12 protein-coding genes are annotated in these 20,182 nt (G+C 75.1%); 8 read left to right on the top strand and 4 right to left on the bottom strand.

The genetic code is table 11. The features are described from left to right. Positions 1–2: 2 nt before the first annotated feature. The 7 genes from ACIRGB_RS12655 to ACIRGB_RS12685 all read left to right on the top strand — a co-directional run bounded on the left by ACIRGB_RS12655 (position 3) and on the right by ACIRGB_RS12685 (position 15,265). Positions 3–797, top strand: coding sequence for an enoyl-CoA hydratase-related protein (locus ACIRGB_RS12655; protein ID WP_403862533.1), 795 nt, complete (start codon positions 3–5; stop codon positions 795–797). 46 nt (positions 798–843) lie between these two features. Beyond that, entirely contained in the window at positions 844–3,108 is a 2,265-nt protein-coding gene (gene fabD / locus ACIRGB_RS12660; RefSeq protein WP_403862536.1) for an ACP S-malonyltransferase, read from the top strand. Positions 3,109–3,242: 134 nt separating this feature from the next. After that, positions 3,243–9,320 (top strand): beta-ketoacyl synthase N-terminal-like domain-containing protein, encoded by a 6,078-nt coding sequence (locus ACIRGB_RS12665; protein WP_403862539.1) that lies wholly within the window; start codon positions 3,243–3,245, stop codon positions 9,318–9,320. A 41-nt stretch (positions 9,321–9,361) separates the two neighbouring features. Further along, complete coding sequence (locus tag ACIRGB_RS12670) at positions 9,362–10,921, top strand: MDR family MFS transporter (protein ID WP_403862542.1); 1,560 nt, start codon at positions 9,362–9,364, stop codon at positions 10,919–10,921. Positions 10,922–11,056: 135 nt separating this feature from the next. Beyond that, on the top strand, positions 11,057–11,956 hold the full coding sequence (locus ACIRGB_RS12675) for a DUF6039 family protein (RefSeq protein WP_403862545.1): 900 nt from the start codon (positions 11,057–11,059) through the stop codon (positions 11,954–11,956). After that, positions 11,953–14,313: an ACP S-malonyltransferase gene (fabD, locus tag ACIRGB_RS12680; protein WP_403862547.1), complete on the top strand. Its 2,361-nt coding sequence runs from the start codon at positions 11,953–11,955 to the stop codon at positions 14,311–14,313. The genes ACIRGB_RS12675 and fabD (ACIRGB_RS12680) overlap by 4 nt, the downstream gene beginning before the upstream one ends. 19 nt (positions 14,314–14,332) lie before the next feature. Beyond that, a complete protein-coding gene (locus tag ACIRGB_RS12685) occupies positions 14,333–15,265 on the top strand; it encodes a DUF6039 family protein (protein WP_403862550.1) in 933 nt (310 codons plus the stop codon). 76 nt (positions 15,266–15,341) lie between these two features. Here ACIRGB_RS12685 and ACIRGB_RS12690 read toward each other — a convergent pair whose 3' ends face one another. Beyond that, the gene (locus tag ACIRGB_RS12690) at positions 15,342–15,707 is read right to left on the bottom strand and encodes a VOC family protein (protein WP_403862553.1); all 366 of its coding nucleotides are present in this window, start codon (positions 15,705–15,707) and stop codon (positions 15,342–15,344) included. 113 nt (positions 15,708–15,820) lie between these two features. Continuing rightward, entirely contained in the window at positions 15,821–16,222 is a 402-nt protein-coding gene (locus ACIRGB_RS12695; RefSeq protein ID WP_104636385.1) for a DUF3224 domain-containing protein, read from the bottom strand. Between the two features lie 169 nt (positions 16,223–16,391). On the opposite strand from ACIRGB_RS12695, the gene ACIRGB_RS12700 reads away from it, so the two are divergent. Next, on the top strand, positions 16,392–17,108 hold the full coding sequence (locus ACIRGB_RS12700) for a PIG-L deacetylase family protein (protein WP_333752461.1): 717 nt from the start codon (positions 16,392–16,394) through the stop codon (positions 17,106–17,108). A gap of 97 nt (positions 17,109–17,205) precedes the next feature. Here ACIRGB_RS12700 and ACIRGB_RS12705 read toward each other — a convergent pair whose 3' ends face one another. Together ACIRGB_RS12705 and ACIRGB_RS12710 are read right to left on the bottom strand one after the other, a co-directional pair. Beyond that, complete coding sequence (locus ACIRGB_RS12705; RefSeq protein ID WP_403862556.1) at positions 17,206–17,952, bottom strand: class I SAM-dependent methyltransferase; 747 nt, start codon at positions 17,950–17,952, stop codon at positions 17,206–17,208. Beyond that, a complete protein-coding gene (locus tag ACIRGB_RS12710; RefSeq protein WP_403862559.1) occupies positions 17,949–20,063 on the bottom strand; it encodes an alpha/beta fold hydrolase in 2,115 nt (704 codons plus the stop codon). Before ACIRGB_RS12710 ends, ACIRGB_RS12705 begins: the two co-directional genes overlap by 4 nt. Positions 20,064–20,182: the final 119 nt, after the last annotated feature.

Genomic DNA, 20,182 nt, shown 5'->3' on the forward strand with positions numbered 1-20,182 from the left:
CGATGAGCCACGGCACCGTCCGCGTCCGGCATCAGGAACCCGCCGTCCTGCGCGTCACCCTGAACCGGCCCGAGCGCGGCAACACCGTCGACGCGGCCCTGATCGCCGACCTGCACGAAGCCCTGGACGGCGCCGAGAAGGCCGACGACTGCCGGCTGGTCGTACTCGACGCGCCGGGCGGGACGTTCTGCAACGGGATGGACATGGGCGAGGCGGCGGGGGACATCCGGACGGCAGCCGACGGCGGCCGGGACGCGGAACGGGGAGCGGACAGCGGTTCGGCGTTCTTCGGACTGCTGAGGCGGCTCACCGAGGTGCCGCGGATGACCCTCGCCTGCGTGGACGGACGGGTGGCGGGCGGCGGAGTGGGACTCGCCGCGGCCTGCGACCTCGTCCACACCACCGAACGCGGCGTGTTCAGCCTCCCCGAGGCCCTGTGGGGACTGCTGCCGTGCAGCGTGCTGCCGTTCCTGGCCCGCCGCACCGGCGCGCACACCGCGGGCACGATGACCCTCACCACCCTGCCGCTCACCGCCCAGGAAGCCGTGCACCGGGGACTCGCCGACGAACTCTCACCGGACGCGGGCCCGTTGGTGCGCCGCCTGCTGTCCCGGTTGACCAAGATCGACGCCCGGATGATCGGAGAGGCCAAGGGATACCTGGCCGCGCTGCACCCCGTCACGACCGAGACCGAGCGGCGGGCGGTCACCGAGTTCGCCCGGCTCGCCGCAATGCCCGGCGTCCGCGAGGGCATGGCACGGTACGCCGCCGAAGGGCGCTACCCGTGGGAGCGGTGAGCGCCGGGTCCGGGCGGTGCCGGACGGAGCGCGGGGAAGGCGGCCGATGAGAGTCGTGTGGGCCTTCCCGGGCCAGGGCTCCCAGCGCAAGGACATGGGCGCCGGGCTCTTCGACCGCCACCCCGGCACACTCGCCCGCGCGGACGCCGTACTCGGCCGCTCGGTGCGCGAACTGGCCGCCGACCAGGCCGCGTTGCGCGACACTCGGGTCCTGCAACCCGTCCTGTACACCATCGGCGCGCTGACCTACCTCGACCGTGCCGCCCGGGAGCCCCAGCCCGACTGCATGATCGGACACAGCCTCGGCGAGTACACCGCCCTCTACGCGTCCGGCGCCCTCGACTTCGAGACCGGGCTGCGGCTCGTCGTGGCCCGCGCCGAGATCATGGGGCGGGCGAGCGGGGGCGGCATGCTCGCCGTGGTGGGACTCGACGTCGAGCGGCTGCGGGAGGTCATGCGCCGTGAGGGCGCCGACGACATCGACGTCGCCAACCACAACTCGCCCGTGCAGACGGTCCTCTCCGGCCCCGAGGACTCCGTCCGCGCCCTCGCGCCCGTGCTCCGCCGCGAGGGCGCGGGCAAGTGCGTCCTGCTGCACATCAGCGTCGCCGCCCACTCCCGCTACATGGCCGAGGCGGCCGACGAACTCGGCGCCGTCCTGGACACCGTCACCTTCCACGAGCCCCGCGTCCCCGTGGTCTCCAACGTGACGGCCCGCCCCCACCGGGCCGACCGGATCGCCCTCCGGCTGCGCGAGCACATGTGCCGGGGGGTGCGCTGGTGGGACAGCCTGGCCCACCTCGTCGAACAGGGGGTCACCGAGCTGGTCGAGCTGGGCCCCGGAAGCGTGCTGACCAAGCTGTGGGAGACCGCCAGGACCGAACTGGCGCCACCCCGGGGCGGGCAGGACCGCGCGGGCCGGACGGCGCCGGAGCCGGAGGCGGCGCCGGGACCGGGTCCGGGTCCGGGCGCAGGAGGTGACGACGCGGCGGCAGCGGGACCGCGCACGCGGACGGCCGCGCCGGGACGCCGCCGTGCCCCGGTGCTCCCGGAACGGCTCGGCTCGGCCCGGTTCCGGGAGCGGTACGGGACCGAGCTGGCCTGGATCGTGTCCGGGACCGGCGACGGGGCCGTGGGCGACGAGGTCTGCCGGGCCGCCCGGACCGCGGGGCTCGCGGCCTGCACCGATCCGGTCCCCGGCGCTCCGCGGCAGGAGTCGCTGGTCCGTGCGGGCCGAGATGGCTGGGGGATCGGGCTGCGCCCCGGGGCGGACGCGGACGCACAGGTCACCGCGCTGCTGGCCCACGAGGTGCGGTACGTCGAGGTCGGCCACCCGTACGGCCCCGACGCGGCACTCGTCCGCTTCCGCTTCACCGGCGCCCACCGCCGCCCGGGCGGCGCCCCCGTCGCCGTACGGCACGTCGTCGCCCGCGTCACCGGACCCGACCAGGCCGCCGCCTTCCTGCGCCCGCCCGCCCCCGCCCTGCTCGCCGAACTCGTCGGCACCGGAGCCCTGTCGGCGCGCGAGGCAGATGTCGCCCGTGAGCTGCCCGTCGCCTCCGACCTGGCCGTCCAGCACCCGGGGGGCTGGCACGACGGCGGCGCCGACGCCTGCCAACTGCTGCCCGCCGTGGCCGCGCTCGCCACCCGGAGCCCCGGGCCCGAACCCGTGCACGTCGGCCTGTGCGGCGTCGTCGGCACACCGGAACAGGCCGCCACCGCCTTCGCCCTCGGCGCCGCGTTCCTCGTCTCCACCTCGCTCACCGCCTGCGCTCCCGAGGCCCGGCTGGCCGACCCGCTCAAGGACACCCTCGCGAGCGCCGGCGACGACGACGTCACCTGGGCGCCCACCGAACGGCACGCCACCCTGGGTGTCCTCGCGCGGGTCGTCCGCCGGGGCACCCTGTTCCCCGCCCGGGCCGGTCTGCTGTACCGGCTGCTGCGCGAACACCGCTATTTCGCCGACGTCCCCGAACCTCGGCGCAGGCACGTCGAGGAGCACCTCCTGGGCGGCCCGGCCACCGAGGCACCGGCGGACGCCCGAGCCGACGGGCGCCCGCGCACGGCCGACGTCTTCCGCAGGTACGCGCGGGAGACCGCCCTCCGCACACCGGCCGGCGACCCCCTGCGGCCCCTGGACCACCAACTGCCGTGCGACCCGGACCTCACCCACTTCAACCGTGCGGCGGCCGGCACCCCGCTGGCCGCCTGGACCGCACGCACTCCGGCCGCGGTGGCCGGACACCTCCTGACAAACGCCGCGGAACTGCTCACCGACAGAGCCCCGGAACGGGCCGAAACGCGCCCATGAACCAGCGGACACACCAAGCAATCGCTACGGTCTGCGACGGACAGTGGGGCCCCGCCCACGGGACCCCACGGGCATGCGGCATGCCCGGACCAGCCCGGACCGAGCCCAGGCCGACACCCGTGGAGTGAGACGGCATGAACCCTCTGGAGCGCACCGACACCGACACCCCGCCCGACGGCCCCGGGACGGGCCCGGTCGACCCGTGCGTCGTGCTCGTCTCGGCCGGCGACCCCGACCGGCTCGCGCGCGCCGCCCGCGACCTGCGCGACCGGCTCGTCTCGCTGCTGCGCCAGGACCGGGCACCCGCCGTCGCCGACGTGGCCTGGACCACCCAGACCGGCAGGGTGCCCATGCGGCACCGGCTCGCCGTCGTACGCCCCGACCTCGACGGGGTCGTCGCCGCGCTCGGAGCCTTCCTCACCGGCCGCCCCGACCCCGCCGTCCACACCGGACGGGCCGGGCACGCACCGGCCGGCGCCCCCGAGACCGCCACGGACGCGGCCCGGCTGTGGGCCCAGGGCGCCGACCTGCCCTGGGAGACCTACTGGCGCACCCCCGGGGCCCGCGTCGCCCTGCCGGTGTACCCGTTCACCGCCACCGACGCGCCCGAGCGGCCGCCCACGTCGGCGCCGGCCGCCGGCACCGCCCGGGACCCGGGGGCGGACACCCGGACGGCCGACCTGGAGACGGCCCTCCTGGACCGGTACGCCGAGGTGTCCGGGATACCCCGGGACGAACTCGACGCCCACACGCCCTTCGTGGAGTACGGGCTCACCTCCCTCCAGGTGGGCGAACTCAACCGGCTGCTCGCGGACGACTGGGGCGTCGGCACCCGGACCCTGTTCTTCGAACACGGCGACATGGCCCACGTGGCCGAGGACGCCGTGCGCCGCTGCGGGGCCACCCCGTGCCGCGCGCCGGACGCGGCACGACCGCGGACCACGGCCCGGCCGGCCACCGCGCCGAGAGCCGCCGCGGAGCCCGGCCCCGCCGAGGAGGCCGACGGCGCGATCGCCGTCATCGGTGTCGCGGGCCGCTTCCCGCAGGCAGGGGACCTGGAGGCGTTCTGGGCCAACCTGGAGTCCGGACGCGACTGCGTCACCGGTCTGCCCGCCGACCGGCACCGGCCCGGCTGGCCCGTCGACGAGATGATCGGCGGCTTCCTCGACGGCGTCGACCGCTTCGACCCGCTGCTGTTCGGCATCACCCCCCGCGACGCCGCCCTCATGGACCCGCACGAGCGCCTCTTCCTGGAGACGGCCTGGGCCGCCCTGGAGAACGCCGCCCACCCCCGGCAGCGGCTGCGCGAGCGGCACGGGTCGCGCGTCGGCGTCTACGCGGGCGCCATGTACGCCGACTACGCCTTCTTCGGCGTGGAGGAGACCCTGCGCGGACGCCCCGCCTACAGCGGCGGCGCGCTCGGCAACATCGCCAACCGGGTCTCGTACGTCCTCGACCTGCACGGCCCCAGCCTCGCCGTGGACACCATGTGCTCCTCGTCGCTGGCCGCCCTCCACCTGGCCGTCCGCGCGCTGCGCGCCGGGGAGTGCGAGATCGCCCTCGCCGGGGCCGTCAACCTCTCCCTGCACCCGAACAAGTTCGTGCAGCAGCGGCTCATGTCCCTGACCTCCAGCTCCCGGCGCTGCCGCAGCTTCGGTGCGGACGGAGACGGGTTCGCGCCGGCCGAGGCGGTGGGCGTACTGGTGCTGAAACCACTGGCCCGGGCCCTGGCCGACGGCGACCGGGTGCGCGCGGTGGTCCGGGGCACCGCCGTGGTGCACGCCGGACGCACCAACGGCTACATCGTGCCGTCCCCCGTCGCGCAGGGCCAGGTCGTCCGGGACGCCCTCGCCGACGCCGGGCTGCGGCCCGCCGACATCGACTACGTGGAGGCGCACGGCGCCGGCACCGCGCTCGGGGACCCCGTCGAGATCGACGGACTCACCCGGGTGTTCGGCGGCGACGACCGCCCCCCGGGGTCGCTGCCCATCGGCTCGGTGAAGTCCACCATCGGGCACGCCGAGGCCGCCGCCGGCATGGCCGCGCTCACCAAGTGCCTCCTCCAGATGGAACACGGCACCCTGGCCCCGACCCTGCACGTGGACCGCCTCAACCCGAACATCGACTGGGGCGCCGTGCCCTTCCGCGCCCAGGACCGGGCCGCCCCCTGGCCGCGACCGACCGGACCGGACGGCGCACCGCGCCCCCGCCGCGCCGGCATCAGCTCCTTCGGCGCCGGCGGGACCATCGCCCACGTGGTGCTGGAGGAGTTCCCCGCCGCCGCCCGCCAGGAACCGCCCCCCGTCCCGGCACCCCGGCTGCTCGTGCTCTCCGCCCACGACGAGACGCGCCTCAGGGACGCCGCGTCCCGCCTCGCCACCCGGCTGCGCCGCCCGGACGCGGCTCCGCTCGCCGACGTCGCCTGGACCCTCCAGACGGGCCGCGAACCCCTGCGCGAACGTCTCGCCCTGGTCGCCGACGACGAGGCGGACGCCGCCGCCCGCCTGGCGGAGTTCGCGGCCGGCCGGGACCCGGACGCCCGGAGCGCCGCACGCGGCCGGGCGCCCCACGGCGGCCGGCCCCAGGGACGCCTGCTGCCGGACGGCCCGGACCCCGACCTCGCCGCGCTCGCCCGGCACTGGGTGGCCGGCGGGCCCGTCGACTGGACCCGGCTGTACACCGGCGCCGCACCGCGCATCACCTCCCTGCCGACCTACCCCTTCGCCGGGATGCGCTGCTGGATTCCCGAGGAGGACACCGCCGGCGGACCCGCCGCCGCCCCGGACCCGCGTCCCGACCGTGCCACCCCGGCCGCTCCGCGGGACGCCCAGGACGTCGAGTTGCTGCGCCGCGAATGGCTGCCCACCGGCGAGACGGCCGACGGGAGCGGCCCCGCCGAGGGCGCCGTGGTGTGCCTGTACGGCACCGCGACCCGGGCCGTGGCCGACGCGCTCGCCCGCACGGCACCGCCCGGCGCCGTCGTCCCGGTCCTCGTGCACGACGGCCGCTCTCCGTCCAGCTCGGGGGAGTTCGGCGACGACGCCCAGGCCGACGCCGTCACCGGCGACCTCCTCGCCCGCCACCCGGTGATCGCCGGCTGGATCGACCTCACCGACCTCGACCGGCCCGACCCCGCCGCCCCCGGCCCCTGGACCGCCCGCCTGCTGCTGATCCGCCGGCTCGTCGGCGCCCGGCCCGGCGCCCGCCTGCGCGGCCTCCAGACGGTACGGGGACTCCAGGACCTCGACGGGCCCGCCCCCTGCCCGTCCGGTGCCCGCATGGCCGGGTTCCTGCGCTGCCTGGGCGCCGAGTACCAGCGACTGGACACCACCGTCCTCGACACCGACCTGCCCACCGCCGACCCGGAACGGCTGGCCGCCGCGCTCTGGGGCGAGTGGCACCGGCCGGGCGGGCGCGCGGAGGTCTGCCACCGGAACGGACTGCGCTACGAACCCGTCCTGCGCCCCACCCTGGCCCGGCACACCCCGCTCGTCCCGGACCCGGACCGGGCCTACGTCGTCACCGGCGGCACCCGGGGCATCGGCGCCCGGGTCGCCGCCCACCTCGTCCAGCGCGGAGCCCGGGCCGTCGCGGTGCTCGGCGGCCGGCCACTGCCGCCCCGCGAGCGGTGGGACACCCCGGGCGCCCTCGGTGCCGCCGAAGCCGAGGCCGTCGCCGGCGTACGGCGACTGGAACGGCTCGGCGCGCGCGTCCTGGCCCACGGCGGCCCGCTGACCGACCGCGCCGCCGTCGGTGCCTTCCTGGACCGGGTGCGGTCCGAACTGGGGCCCCTGGGCGGCGTGGTGCACTGCGCCGGCGGTCTGGGCGGCGGCCGGCCCGCCTTCGTCGGCAAGGACACCGCCACCGTCCGCGCGACCTTCGCGCCCAAGGCCGACGGCCTGGAGACGCTCGCCGACCTGTGCGCGGGCGACCGGCTCGACTTCTTCGTGGCGTTCTCCTCGGCCTGCGCCCTCGTCCCGCGTCTCGCCGTCGGCGTCACCGACTACGCGGCGGCCAACGCGGCGGCGGACCTGCTGCTCGGCCACCGGGTCCGTACCGGGGCCGCCCATCTGCGCTCGGTGGCCTGGCCGATGTGGACCGAGAGCGGTGCGGCACGGGGCAAGGACAACGTCTGCGCCCCCGTGGGCCTGGACACCGTCGACGACGCCACGGGGCTGCGCGTCCTGGAGCAGGTGATCGCCATGCCCTGGGGCGGCACCGTCCTGCCGGCCCTGCCGCTGGACGCCTCCTTCGACGCGGAGACCCTGCTGGACACCCGGACGGGCGGGAGCCCGGCCGCGCCGCCGGAGCCGGCACCGGAGCCCGCGCGCGCCGACAGCGGCCCCGCCTGGCTGGTCCCGCTGGTGTGCGCCGTGCTCGGCACCCCGGAGACCGACCTCGACACCACGGCCGACTTCACCGACCTCGGGGTGGAATCCGTGATGCTGGGGGAACTGCTGGAGCGCGTCGAGGACGCCGTCGGCAAGCGCCTGCCCCCCTCGCTGCTCCTGGAGCACCCCTCGGTGCAGCAGCTCCACGACCACCTGACGTCCCTCGGCCTGGCTCCGCGGCCCGTACCGGCGGCCGAGGCACCCGTACCGGCCGCTGCCCCTGCCGCCGCCGCGCCGCCGCCCCCTGTCCCGGCGCCGGTTACCGGGGCCACCGCCGCCCCCGCCGACCGCCGTACCGACGGCCGTGTGGCCGTCATCGGCATGGCGGGGCGGTTCCCGGGCGCCCCGGACGTCGCCACCTTCTGGCGCAACCTGGTCGAGGGCCGCTGCGCCGTCACCGAGGTACCGGCCGACCGCTGGGACACCGCAGCCCACTACCGTCCGGAGTACGAACCGGGACGCAGCACCGGGAAGTGGGGCGGCTTCCTGGACGGCCTCGACCTGTTCGACCCCGGGCCGTTCCAGCTCGGCGACGACGAGGCCACCGTGCTGGACCCGGGGATCAGACTGTTCCTGGAGGCCACCCGCGACTGCCTGGCCGACGCCGGCTACCGGGGCGAGGAACTGCGCGGCCGGGACGTGGGCGTCTTCGTCGGCGGGCGGATCTCCTCCTACCCGCTGCGCGCGCCGCTGCGCCCCGACGTGCTCCAGTCCGACCAGAACTTCCTGGCCGCCCAGGTGGCCCACCGTTTCGACTTCCGGGGCCCCGGCCTGGTGGTGGACAGCGCCTGTTCGTCCTCCCTGGTGAGTGTGCAGCTGGCATGCCGCAGCGTGCTGTCCGGGGAGACGGAACTGGCCCTGGCCGGCGGGGTGGAGGTGCTGCTGGACGAGCGGCCCTACCTGGAGTTCAGCGCGGCCCGCGTGCTGTCGCCCACCGGCCGCTGCCGCCCCTTCGACGAGGGGGCCGACGGCATCGTGCCGGGGGAGGGCTGCGGTGCGGTCCTGCTGAAACCGCTGGCCGCCGCCCTGCGCGACGGCGACCGCGTGCACGCGGTGATCGAGGCGGTCGCCGTGAACAACGACGGCCACACCATGGGCACGACCACACCGAACCCGGCCGCGCAGACCGACGTCGTCCGCAGGGCCCTGGCCGCGGCCGGGCGCCGGGCCGAGGAGATAGGACTGGTGGAGGCGCACGGGACGGCCACCAGGATCGGCGACCCGATGGAACTCAAGGCGCTCACCGACGCGTTCGGGGGCGCCGAGGAGCCGTACGGCCGCTGCGGCATCGGCAGTCTGAAGGCCAACGTCGGCCATCTGCTGAACGCGGCCGGGGTGGCGGGCCTGATCAAGGTCGCGCTGAGCCTGGAGCACGGGGTGGTGCCGCCCACGCTGTTCTGCGAGACACCCAACCCGCGCTTCGACTTCGCCCACTCGCCGTTCCGGCCCGTGACCGCGAAGGAACCGTGGACGGTACCGCCCGCGCGGCGGGTGGCCGGGATCAGTTCCTTCGGCCTGGGCGGCACCAACGCCCACCTTGTCGCCTCCGCCCTCGACCCGGCCGAGCGGCCGGCGGGCGTACCGGTGCGCGAGCCGCTGCCCGCGCCCGCCTACACCCGACGGCGGCTGTGGCTGGACCGGAAGACCGACGACGGCCCCGCCCCGATTCCCGTGCCGCCGGACGAACGCCCGACCTCTCCCGTGCCGCCGGCACAACCCCGGCCGGCGGCCGCCCGTGCCGCCATCCTCGACCTGCGCTTCGTCACCCGCCAGGTGACGGACGGCGTACCCGTATCAGGCCCGGCGGCGCGGGTGCCGTAGCACCCGGCCGCCCTTCACCACCACGGAAGGAAGCACCCCCCATGGAGAACTCCGCAGAGGCGGCCCCCGGGCCCGCGGACGCGGCACCGGCCCTGCCCACGCCTCGTCAGGCCGCCCTGGCCATCGCCGGTGTGATGGCGGGGATGCTGCTGTCGGCCCTGGACCAGACCGTCGTCAGTGTCGCCCTGCCCAGCATCGTCGGCGAACTGGGTGGTCTCGAACGCCTGCCCTGGGTGGTCACGGTCTACCTGGTGACCTCCATGGCGGTCACCCCGCTGTGGGGCAAGGTGTCCGACCTCTACGGCCGCCGGATCGTGGTGCAGTGCGCCATCGGCGTCTTCGTCGTCGGGTCCGTGCTGTGCGGCGTCGCCCAGAGCATCGGGCAGCTCATCGTCTTCCGCGGCATCCAGGGCCTCGGCGCGGGCGGTCTGTTCGTGCTGGCGCTCGCCGTGATCGCCGACGTGGTGCCACCGGAGCGCCGGGGCCGCTACCAGGGCCTGTTCGGGGCCGTGTTCGGCCTGTCGAGCGTGATCGGGCCGCTGGTCGGCGGCTGGTTCACGGACGGACCGGGCTGGCGCTGGATCTTCCTGGTCAACGTGCCGGTCGGCGTGCTGGCCCTGGTGGCGACCGCCGTCGGCCTGCGCGTCCGCGGTCCCCAGCGCCGGCACACCATCGACTTCACCGGCGCCGCCCTGGTGGCCGGTGCCGTCGTCTGCGCCCTGCTGTACCTCAACTGGGCCGGTGAGGCGCACGGCTGGGCCGCCCCCGGCTCACTGGCGCTGGCCGCCGGTGCCGTCGTGCTGGCCGCCCTGTTCGTGTGGGTGGAGAACCGGGCGGCCGAACCCGTCATTCCCATGCGCCTGTTCCGCAACCCGGTCTTCGGCGTCGGAGCCCTGTTCGGCCTGCTGGCCGGGGCCGCCATGTTCGCCGGCATCGTGTACTTGCCGCTGTACTTCCAGGCTGTCATGGGCATGTCGTCCACGCGTTCCGGACTCGCCATGCTGCCCGCGATGTTCGGGCTGACCTTCACGTCCATCGCGTCCGGGCAGCTGATCAGCAAGACCGGACGGTACAAGGTGTTCCCCGTCTCCGGTTCCGCACTCCTGGTCGTCACCATGCTGCTGCTGTCCCGGATCGACGCGGACACCCCCTACTGGCAGATCGGCGTGTACGCCTTCCTGTTCGGCGCCGGCGTCGGCCTGGTGATGCAGCCCGTCATCACCGCCGTGCAGAACTCCGTGCCGCCGCAGGACATCGGCGCGGCCACCAGCTCCGCCAACTTCTTCCAGCGCATGGGCTCCGCGGTCGGGGTCGCCGTCCTCGGCACCGTCCTGTCCAGCCGGGTGGCCGACCGGCTGGCGGACGTCGGCCAGGACGCGGCACGCGCCGCCGACCAGGGCGTCACGGCCCTGCACCGGCTGCCCGAACCGGCACGCGGGGACGCCCTGGACGGCTACGCGCACGCCATGGGCGACATGTTCCTGGTGTGCGTCCTGCTGGTCGGGATCGCCCTCCTGGTGTCCCTGTTCCTCAAGGAGATGCCCCGCCGCAGCGACCCGGCCGCCGAGGAGCCGGCCCAGGAGACGTCCGCGGCCGGCTGACCCCGGGCGGGCGGGACCGTCCCCCGCCTGCTCAAAGTTGTGCAGCCCCCGGACGGCGGTCCGCCTAGCGTGGCTCGCGCCGGCCCCAGGCCCGGCACGAGCCACGCATCCTGCGCACTGGAAGGACGGCCATTCATGGACCAGCGGACCCCCCGGAGCGCGGCCGGTCCCAGCCCCGCGTCGGCCCAGAGCCCCGTGCCCGCCGACAAGCTGCTGCACTCGGGCAACTCGGGCTTCACCATCGCCCGCAGCGCCCAGCTGAAGTACGAGCACCGCGACGAGGGCCGCAAGCTCTTCGCCGACGTGATCGCCTACATGAACCAGTCCGACCTCAACGGCGCCTCCTTCTACTTCTACGAGGAGGCGTTCGGCAAGCAGGACCGGGTGCACTGGCTGATCCACTGGAAGACCCCGAACGACTACGCCATCAGCCTGCACATGGTCGACCACGACGAGAAGATGATCGACCTGCTGGAGAGCGACCGGGTGCCCGAGGACGCGGGCGCCGGCGTGTGGGGGCGGGCCGTCGTCGAGGGCTCCGTGCGCGAACGCATCCTCGTCCCGCAGCACGGGCTCGTGCACGAGGAGGACGATCACGACAGCGGCGACCTCTGGGTGGACCCGGCCAAACTGCAGACCGACCAGTCCGACACCGAGCTGCTGCACTCCGCGAACTCCCTGCTCACCCTGCACCGCACCGGCCAGGCCTCGCACGAGTTCCGCAAGGAGGCCCGGCTCTACGCGTTCGCCTGGCAGAACGAGGTCAACCGCAAGCTGCCCGGCCGCGCCACCTCGTACCTGTACGAGGAGACCTTCGGTGTGATGGACCGGCTGCACTGGCTCATCCACCTCAAGGACTTCGACGCCTACCAGGAACTGCTCGAACTCGAGCGCACGGACGCCGACTTCCGGGCGCTGGGCGAGCGGCAGTTCATCGCCGAATTCAAGGGCGGCGGCACCTGGGGCCGCTCCTTCGTGCCCGGCACCATCGAGGACACCGTGCTGCTGCCGTACCAGCTCCGCCCGGGCGCGTGAGGGCCTGGCTCTTCGCCGGCCAGGGCGCGCAGCGCGTCGGAATGGGGCAGGAGCTCTTCGACCGCTTCCCCGAGTACGTGGCGGCCGCCGACCGCGTCCTCGGCGAGTCCGTGCGCGCCCTGTGCCTGGACGACCCCGACGGCCGGCTGAACCGCACCCGGTGGACCCAGCCCGCGCTGTACGTGGTCAACGCGCTCGCCTGTGCGCGGGCGCTGGCGGAGGGGCCCGCACCCGACGTCCTGGCGGGACACAGCCTCGGCGAGTACAACGCGCTGCTCGCCGCGGACTGTTTCGACTTCGAGACCGGCCTGCGGATCGTGTGCCGGCGCGGGGAGCTGATGGGCGAGGCGGACGGCGGCGCCATGCTGGCCGTCGTCGGCCTGTCGCCGGACGCCGTCCGGGCCCTGCTCGACCGCAGCGGCGCCACCGACGTCGACCTGGCCAACCTCAACACCGCCACCCAGGTGGTGGTGTCGGGGCCGGCCGAGAGCGTCAAGGCGCTCCGCGCCGCCGTGCGGGCGACCCCGGGCGCCCGCTGCGTCCCGCTGGCCACCAGCGGCGCCTTCCACTCCCGGCACATGCGCCCCGCTCAGGAGCGTTTCGCCGCGTTCCTCGACACCGTCGACTTCCGGCCACCGCGCATCCCCGTGATCGCCAACGTCACCGGCCGGGCCTATCCCGCCGACGGCGTGGCGGACCTGCTGGCCCGGCAGATCGCGGCCCCGGTGCGCTGGCACGAGACGCTGCGGGAACTGATCCGGCGGGGCGTGACCGAGGCCGACGAGTTCGGCCCGCGCCCGATGCTGCGGCAGATGTGGGAGTCGGTACGGGCCGAGCCGGACACCGTGCCGCAGCCGCAGCACGGGGAGCCGCAGCAGGGGGAGCAGCCCGTCCCCGGCCCCGGCCCCGTCCCCGTGCCGGTGGCGGTGCGGCGGGAGGACCCGGCCGTCGACCCGGGGCCGGACAGCGTACGGGACCCCGCCGCGGCCCGGCTCGGCAGCGCGGAGTTCCGGCAGGACCACGGCGTGCGCTACGCCTACCTCGCCGGCAGCATGTTCCGCGGGGTGTCCTCGGTGGAACTGGTCGCCCGGCTCGGAAGAGCGGGCCTGCGCGGCTACTTCGGCGCCGGCGGACTGGACCTGGACACCGTCGACAAGGCCCTCGCCGAACTCGCCCGCACCCCGGGCCTCGACGGCCGCTACGGCGTCAACGTGCTGCACGACCTGACGCGTCCCGGCGCCGAGGACGCCCTGACCGACCTGCTGCTGCGGCACGACGTCCGGCACGTGGAGGCCGCCGCCTTCACCGCCGTCACCCCGGCGCTCGTCCGGTTCCGGTTCACCGGCGCCCACCGCACCCCGGACGGCACGCCCGTCGCCGTACGCACCCTGGTCGCCAAGTGCTCGCGTCCCGAGGTGGCCGCCCACTTCATGGCGCCGCCCGCCGAGGAGCTGCTGCGGCGCCTGGTCGCCCGGGGCGCGCTGACCGCGGCCGAGGCCGACGCGGCACGCGGGCTGCCGGTGGCGCAGGACATCTGCGTGGAGGGCGACTCGGCCGGCCACACCGACGGCGGGGTCAGCCTGGCCCTGGTGCCGACGACGGCCGCGCTCGCCGCGCGGGTGACCGCACAGCACCGCTACGTCCGCCGACTGCGGGTGGGCGCCTGCGGAGGGCTGGGCACCCCCGAGGCGGTCGCCGCGGCCTTCGTGCTCGGCGCCGACTTCGTGGTCACCGGCTCGGTCAACCAGTGCTCGCCCCAGGCCGGCACCTCGGACGCCGTGAAGGACCTGCTGGCCGCCCTGGACGTCCAGGACACCGCGTACGCGCCCGCGGGCGACCTGTTCGAACTCGGCTCCCGCGTTCAGGTGGTCCGCAAGGGCACCCTCTTCGCGGCCCGGGCCAACAAGCTGTACCAGCTCTACCGCGGCCACAGCGGCCTGGACGACCTGGACGAGGCCACCCGCACCTGGCTGGAACGTGACTGTCTGCGCGCCCCGCTGGACCAGGTGTGGAAGCAGACGTGCGCCCATTACCGGGACACCGGACGCGACCGGGAGATCGAACGGGCCGAGCGCGACCCCCGGCACCGGATGGCGCTCCTGTTCAAGTCGTACTTCGCCCGCACCAACCGGGCCGCCCAGGACGGCGACCCCGCCGAGCGGGCCAACTACCAGGTGCACTGCGGGCCCGCGGCCGGCGCGTTCAACCGCTGTGTCGCCGGCACCGCCCTGGAGCCCTGGCGCGAGCGGCACGTCGAACGCATCGCCGAGCTGCTGATGACCGGGGCGGCACGGGTCCTCGACGAGCGCCTGGCCGCCTACACCCAAGCCGGCCCCCACCCCCCGACCCACCCCTGACCCACCCGAGGAGAGCGACATGACCCTGGACAGCGGCACGCCCGGTGTTCCGCCCGCCCGGCACCAGACCACGCAGCCCACCGACCGCATCCTGCACTCGGCGAACGCCGGGGTCGTCGTGGAGCGGGTCGCGCAGATCGCCGCCGGCCAGGGCGACAGCGCGCGCCGGCTGGCCCGTGAGGCCGCGGAGTTCGTCAACACCAAGCATCCCGGCCTCGCGACCGTGTTCGTCTACGAGGAGACCTTCGGTGTCAAGGACCGGCTGCACTGGCTGATCCACTTCCGGTCCCTGGAGGACTACGAGCGGCTGCTGCACATGGGCGGCCCCCGCGACTTCCGGGACGGGGTGCTCGGCGGCCATGTCTCCCAGCACCAGGCCGACGCGTGGCAGGCCGCGTTCGTGCCCGGCAGCGTGCGGGAGACGATGATGCTCCCGCACCGGTGGGGGATGTTCGGCACCGCCACCCAGACCATGGCCCAGGACCCGTCGATGAGTCCGCTGGCCGCCGACCGGGACGAGCCCTGGTTCGAGGTGCAGCCGGCGCAGCACCAGACCGCCGTCCCCGCCGACCGGCTCCTCAACACCGCCACCGCCGGGGTGATCATGCACCGGGTGGTCGACTTCAGCTACAAGTACCGGGCCGAGGCCCGCCTGTTCGCCCGCACGGTCGCCGAGAACACCAACCTGAACGCCGACGGGGACGCCACCGCGCTGGTCTTCGAGGAACTGTTCGGGACCATGGAGCGGATGCACTTCCTCATCCACATGAAGTCGCTGGGCACGATGTACAAGCTGATGGGCATCGACGCCCGCACCGACCCCGCGGCGCCGCGTGCCACGTACATGCAGGACTGGGTGTCCAAGGAGCAGGGCGGCGGCCGCTGGGACAGCCTGATGCTGGAGGGCAGCGGGAACGACGGCTGCCTGACCCCGCAGTACTGGGCGGACTGAGACCGCACGAGGAGGCCGCGGCACTCGGGTGAGTGCCGCGGCCTCCTCGCGTCGTCGTCGCCCGGCGGGCGCGGCCTCAGGCCATGGTGGTGACGCAGAACGGGTGACCGGCCGGGTCGATCAGGACGACCCACTTCTCGCCGCCCGGCTGGTGGTCCGGCTTGGTGGCCCCCAGCGAGGTCAGCCGCTCCACCGACTCGTCCAGGTCGCTGACGCTGAAGTCGAGGTGCATCTGCTTGTCGTCACCGGGCCAGGTCGGCTGCTTCAGGCTCTGGACCCGCTGGAAACCGATGCGGCTCGAGCCGTCCTCGGAACCGATGTAGGCGAAGTCCTCGCTCGCGAAGAGCGTCTGATAGCCCGTGACGGCGCTGTAGAACTCGGCCAGAGCCTTCGGGTCCGGCGCGTCGAGGGTGACCGCTGCCAGCTGCCCAATGGGGGACATGAAAGGTTTCCTTCCTCAGGACGATGATCGTCTCGGCGTGCAACCTCCGCGTGCACCTCCGGCGTTCGCGAGCCTAGGCCCTCGCCGGTGCGGGCGCACGCGGATCGCCGGGACTACTCGAAGGAGTGGTCCAACGCGATCGCCGCGTGGCCGTCCGGACCCGGGTTGTCGCAGAAGTAGGTGCCGGTCCCGCGCAAACCGGCCAACCCGCCCGTTCCGGAACCCTCCAGCACCTCCAGGGTGGCCTTGGCCGCGCCCCCGCCGGTGGTCCCGGTGACCTGGAGGACGAAGCTGCCGCTGCGGTCGCCGATCCGGCCCGTCACCCGTTCCAGCGCCGTGAACACACTCGCCCCGTCGGGGGACAGGGCGATGAGGACCTGCTGGACGCCCTCGCCCTCGATCTGCCCCCGGTAGTGGTTGGCCACCTGGCCGTGCAGCAGCAGCGGAGCACCCTCCGTCTGCTCGTAGGGCGCGGGCTGCCAGGGATCCCAGGTCATGGTGCTGGTCGACTGCATGTGCTGTCCTCTCGCTCGCGGTACCTCGGCGAACCGGTGGCCGGACTGCCGACGGGGATCAGCCGGATTCTCGCGCTTCGCCACCGCTGGATCTGCTCACTTTTGAGCGATACGGAGAAAGGCAATTCCGGGGTACCGGGACCGGAAAGCGCGCTGTTATCTTCGGGGCATGACGGATGAATTCCAGGAAATGCCCGAGGACTGGACCCGCGCCCTTGCCGTGGTGGCGCACCCCGACGACATGGAATTCGGTGCGGCGGGCGCCGTGGCCCGCTGGACCGCGGCCGGGAAGTCGGTCGCCTACCTGGTGGCCAGCCGGGGCGAGGCCGGCATCGACTCGATGGCGCCCGAGAAGGCCGCCGAGGTCCGCGAGGCGGAGCAGCGGGCCAGCGCGGCCGTGGTGGGAGCGGCCGGAGTGGAGTTCCTCGACCACCCCGACGGCCGGATCGAGTACTCCGCCGAGCTGCGCCGCGAGTTCGCCGCCGCGATCCGCCGCCACCGTCCCGAGCTGGTCCTCGGCTTCTGCCACCACGACCACACGTCGACGGGACGCTGGAACTCGCCGGACCACCGCAACACCGGCCGCGCCCTGCTCGACGCGGTGGGCGACGCGGCCAACCGCTGGATCTTCCCCGAGGACGGCCCCGGCCCCTGGCAGGGCGTGCGCTACGTGGCGGTCTCCAACTCGCCCAGGCCGACCCACGCCGTGGACGTCACCGACCACATCGACCGGGCGGTGGCCTCGCTGGAGGCCCACGCCAGCTACCTGGCGGCCATGCAGCCGCCCGTCACCGACGTCCGCGGCCCGCTGCTGGGACTGGCCCGGGCGATGGGGGCGCGCTTCGGCGGCCGTCCGGCGATCGCCTTCGAACTCATACCGCGCTGACCCGCCGCGCCGAGCACCCCGGTCCGGACACCACCGGCCGGGGACGGCGGGCGGCCCGCCCCGTCGTCCCCGGCCGCCGGAGCGGGAACGCGGCGGCTCAGCTCCTGACGTACACGCTGCGGTGCACGCGCCACTGCTGCACCCGGGGGCGGTCCTGGTCGGGCAGGGCGCGCAGGGCGGCCAGCGCGGGCTCGACGACCCGCGCCCAGGTGTCGTCGTCGACGTCCCACAGGTACGGCGGCAGCCGGCGCTCCAGGCTCTCCAGGAGCTGCCGGGGGGTCGTGGCCCGCTCGTAGTCGGGGGCGAACTCGTGCCGCAGCCGCTCCAGCCCCACCTCCCGCGCCGCCGTGTCGAGACCCTCGGGCGTGTCGGGGCGCCGCGGTTGCAGCACCGCCAGCCGGTCCAGTACGTCGACCAGCTCGTCCGGATCGGCGGCGGGATCTCCGTGCACCGCGAGCAGCCGCCCGCCGGGACGCAGCACCCGCGCCGTCTCGCGCAACGCCCGGGGCATGTCCCCGACGAGGTGCAGGACGTGGGTGAACACCACGTTGGCGAAACTGCCGTCGGCGAACGGCAGCGCCCTCGCGTCCCCCACGCAGACCCGCCCCGGCAGCCGTTCGGCCGCCCGTGCCAGCATCGGCGGCGACACGTCGACGCCGCGCACGTCGTGGCCCAGTTCGGCCAGCCCCGCCGCCACGATGCCCGTGCCGACGCCCACCTCGAGCACCGGGCCCGGAGCCAGGTCCCCGGCCAGCTGTGCCGCGGCCTGCCTGCCGCGTTCCATTCCGCCCCGCATCCGGTCGTAGTCGTCCGCGACCCGGTCGAAGGCCTTGGCCTCGGTCACCGCGCAGTTCCTTCCGTGTCGATGTGCCAGGTGATCTCCGCGTACCGCACGAGATCGGCGACCTCCCGCGGCGCGCGGACGAACTCCGTGATCAGCTCCGCCACCAGGACGGGGCGGTCGTGCGGCGCGTAGTGGCCGGCGACGGCCAGTTCCGCGTACCGGGCGTGCGGGAAGCAGCGCGCGGCCTCGCGGGCCCGGGCGGGGGAGGAGATGCCGTCGAACTCCGAGCAGACGAACAGCGTCGGCACGGCCACCCGGGGCGCCTGCGCCGCCGAGTCGAGCCGCCAGAGGTCCACGAGCTGACGGGCGTACCGCACGAACACCTCGGCGTCCCGGAAGGGCCGCCGCACCTCGTCGGCCAGTGCCCGGCTCAGCACCCCGAGCACTCCCGCGTCCCGGGCGCCGGGGCTGCCTCCGCCGCCCGCGGCGCCCGGGGCCAGCAGGTCCAGCATCCAGGCGGCCTTCTCCGGCCTGCGGTCCAGCGCACGGCACACCGCCGCCAGATCGGACTCGTACTTGGTGTCCATGCCGTCCCAGCGGTCGTTCTGCCGGAACGTGGCGTTCAGGAACACCAGGGAGGCGACGGCCTCCGGACGGTGCTGCTGGAAGGCGGTGGCGATCTTGGCACCGGTGCACCAGCCGAGGAGATGGGCGCGCTCGGCGCCGACGGCCCGCAGCACCGCGTCGATGTCGTCGAGCTGGTGCCGGGTCCCCCAGGGCGGGTCCTCCCGTTCGGTGCCGCGTACCTGCCAGGTGACGACGCGGTGGTGCGGGGCCAGGTGGGCGCACAGCCGGGTCAGGAAACCCGGTCCCTGCCCGAGCGCGTTCAGCACCAGGAGCGGCGGACCCTCGCCGCTGCCGCCCTCGAACAGCACCAGCGGCCGCCCCGCCACGTCCACGACGCGCTGCCGCAGCTCACCCGTGCCCCGCGCCGCGTCCGGCGCCGCCCGACCGGACCGGACCGCGCCGAACAACTCCCACTGCCCGGCGGGGGAGAGGGGCGGGGCGTCCTCCGAGGGGGCGGTCCCGTCGGCGGAAGGCGCCGGCGGAGCCTCCCCGGGCGCGGTCGCGGCCGTGTCCGAGCCGTCCGGCTCGGACCGTGACGTGCCGCGCGGCGGGGCACCGGACCGGGCCGCCTCCGCCGCACCGGACGGTCTGGCCGGTGCCGCCTCGCGCAGGCGTACCGCGTGACGGCGTACGCCGGTCAGGCGGAGGTCCAGGAGCCGGTCGACGGCGTTGAACGCCGACCGGTCCGACACCGGGCGGACGTCGATGCCGTGCACCGCGCCGGCCCGGGCGAGCACGTCGGTCAGCGGGACCGGGACGGGTTGGGGCACCGAGGCGAAGCCGTCGGGCAGGTCCCCGGGCGCGCCGGCCCGCCAGAGTTCCCCGGCAGCCCGTTCCGCGGTCAGCAGAGGCAGGCCGAGACCCGCCGCACCGGCCACCCGCAGCGGCTGCCGCTCGAACCAGTCGGGCACCCGGTCCGCCACCTCCGCGCGCACCGAGTCCAGCGCCCACAGCAACCGGTGGGCGCCCGGCGGGCACTCGCCCAGCGCCGGGGCCCGCGCGTCCACCACCGGTGCCGTGCGCAGCATCCGCCAGGACACCCCGGAGTCCAGGCACGCCTCCACGGCCGGCCGTTCCAGGTCCCGGCAGGACCGCCGCGCCCGGTCGTCGTCCGGCGCCGGGTCCTGGCCCACCTGCACATAGCGGCGGGCCCCGAGGCCGGGCAGCGCGGCGAGCAGCGAGCCGGCCAGCGCGGCGTCCGCGCGTGCACCACGGAGCCGTGACGGGTCCCAGCCCGGCACCACGCACCACACCTGCTGCGCCGTCCAGCTCTTCAGCTCGGCGTCCACGCCGTCCGGCTCGACGCACACCACGGTCAGCCGCCCCGCGTCGAGCGCGCCCGGCCCTTCGGCCCCGCTGCCGGGTTCCGTCACGAACCGGGCCAGCTCCTCCCGTCCCGGGGCGGGCGCCCCGGGACGGGACCGGACGACGGAGAGCAGGACCACCTCGGTCTCGGCGGCACGATCCGCGGCCGCCAGGAAACGGGCGGCGAGCCGGCCCGCGAGGAGCGGCGACGTACCGGCGATCAGCACCCGCTGCGGCATGCGTGGCGTCCTCCTGTGGCGACGGGCGCCGCCGAGCTCCTGATTCCCGGGGGCCGGAAACAAAAAGAAGAACCCAGATGGTCCGCCCTTTTCGGGCCGGAATTCTGCTCAATAGTGCG

The organism is Streptomyces sp. NPDC102490 (assembly GCF_044765285.1).
GTDB lineage: Bacteria > Actinomycetota > Actinomycetes > Streptomycetales > Streptomycetaceae > Streptomyces.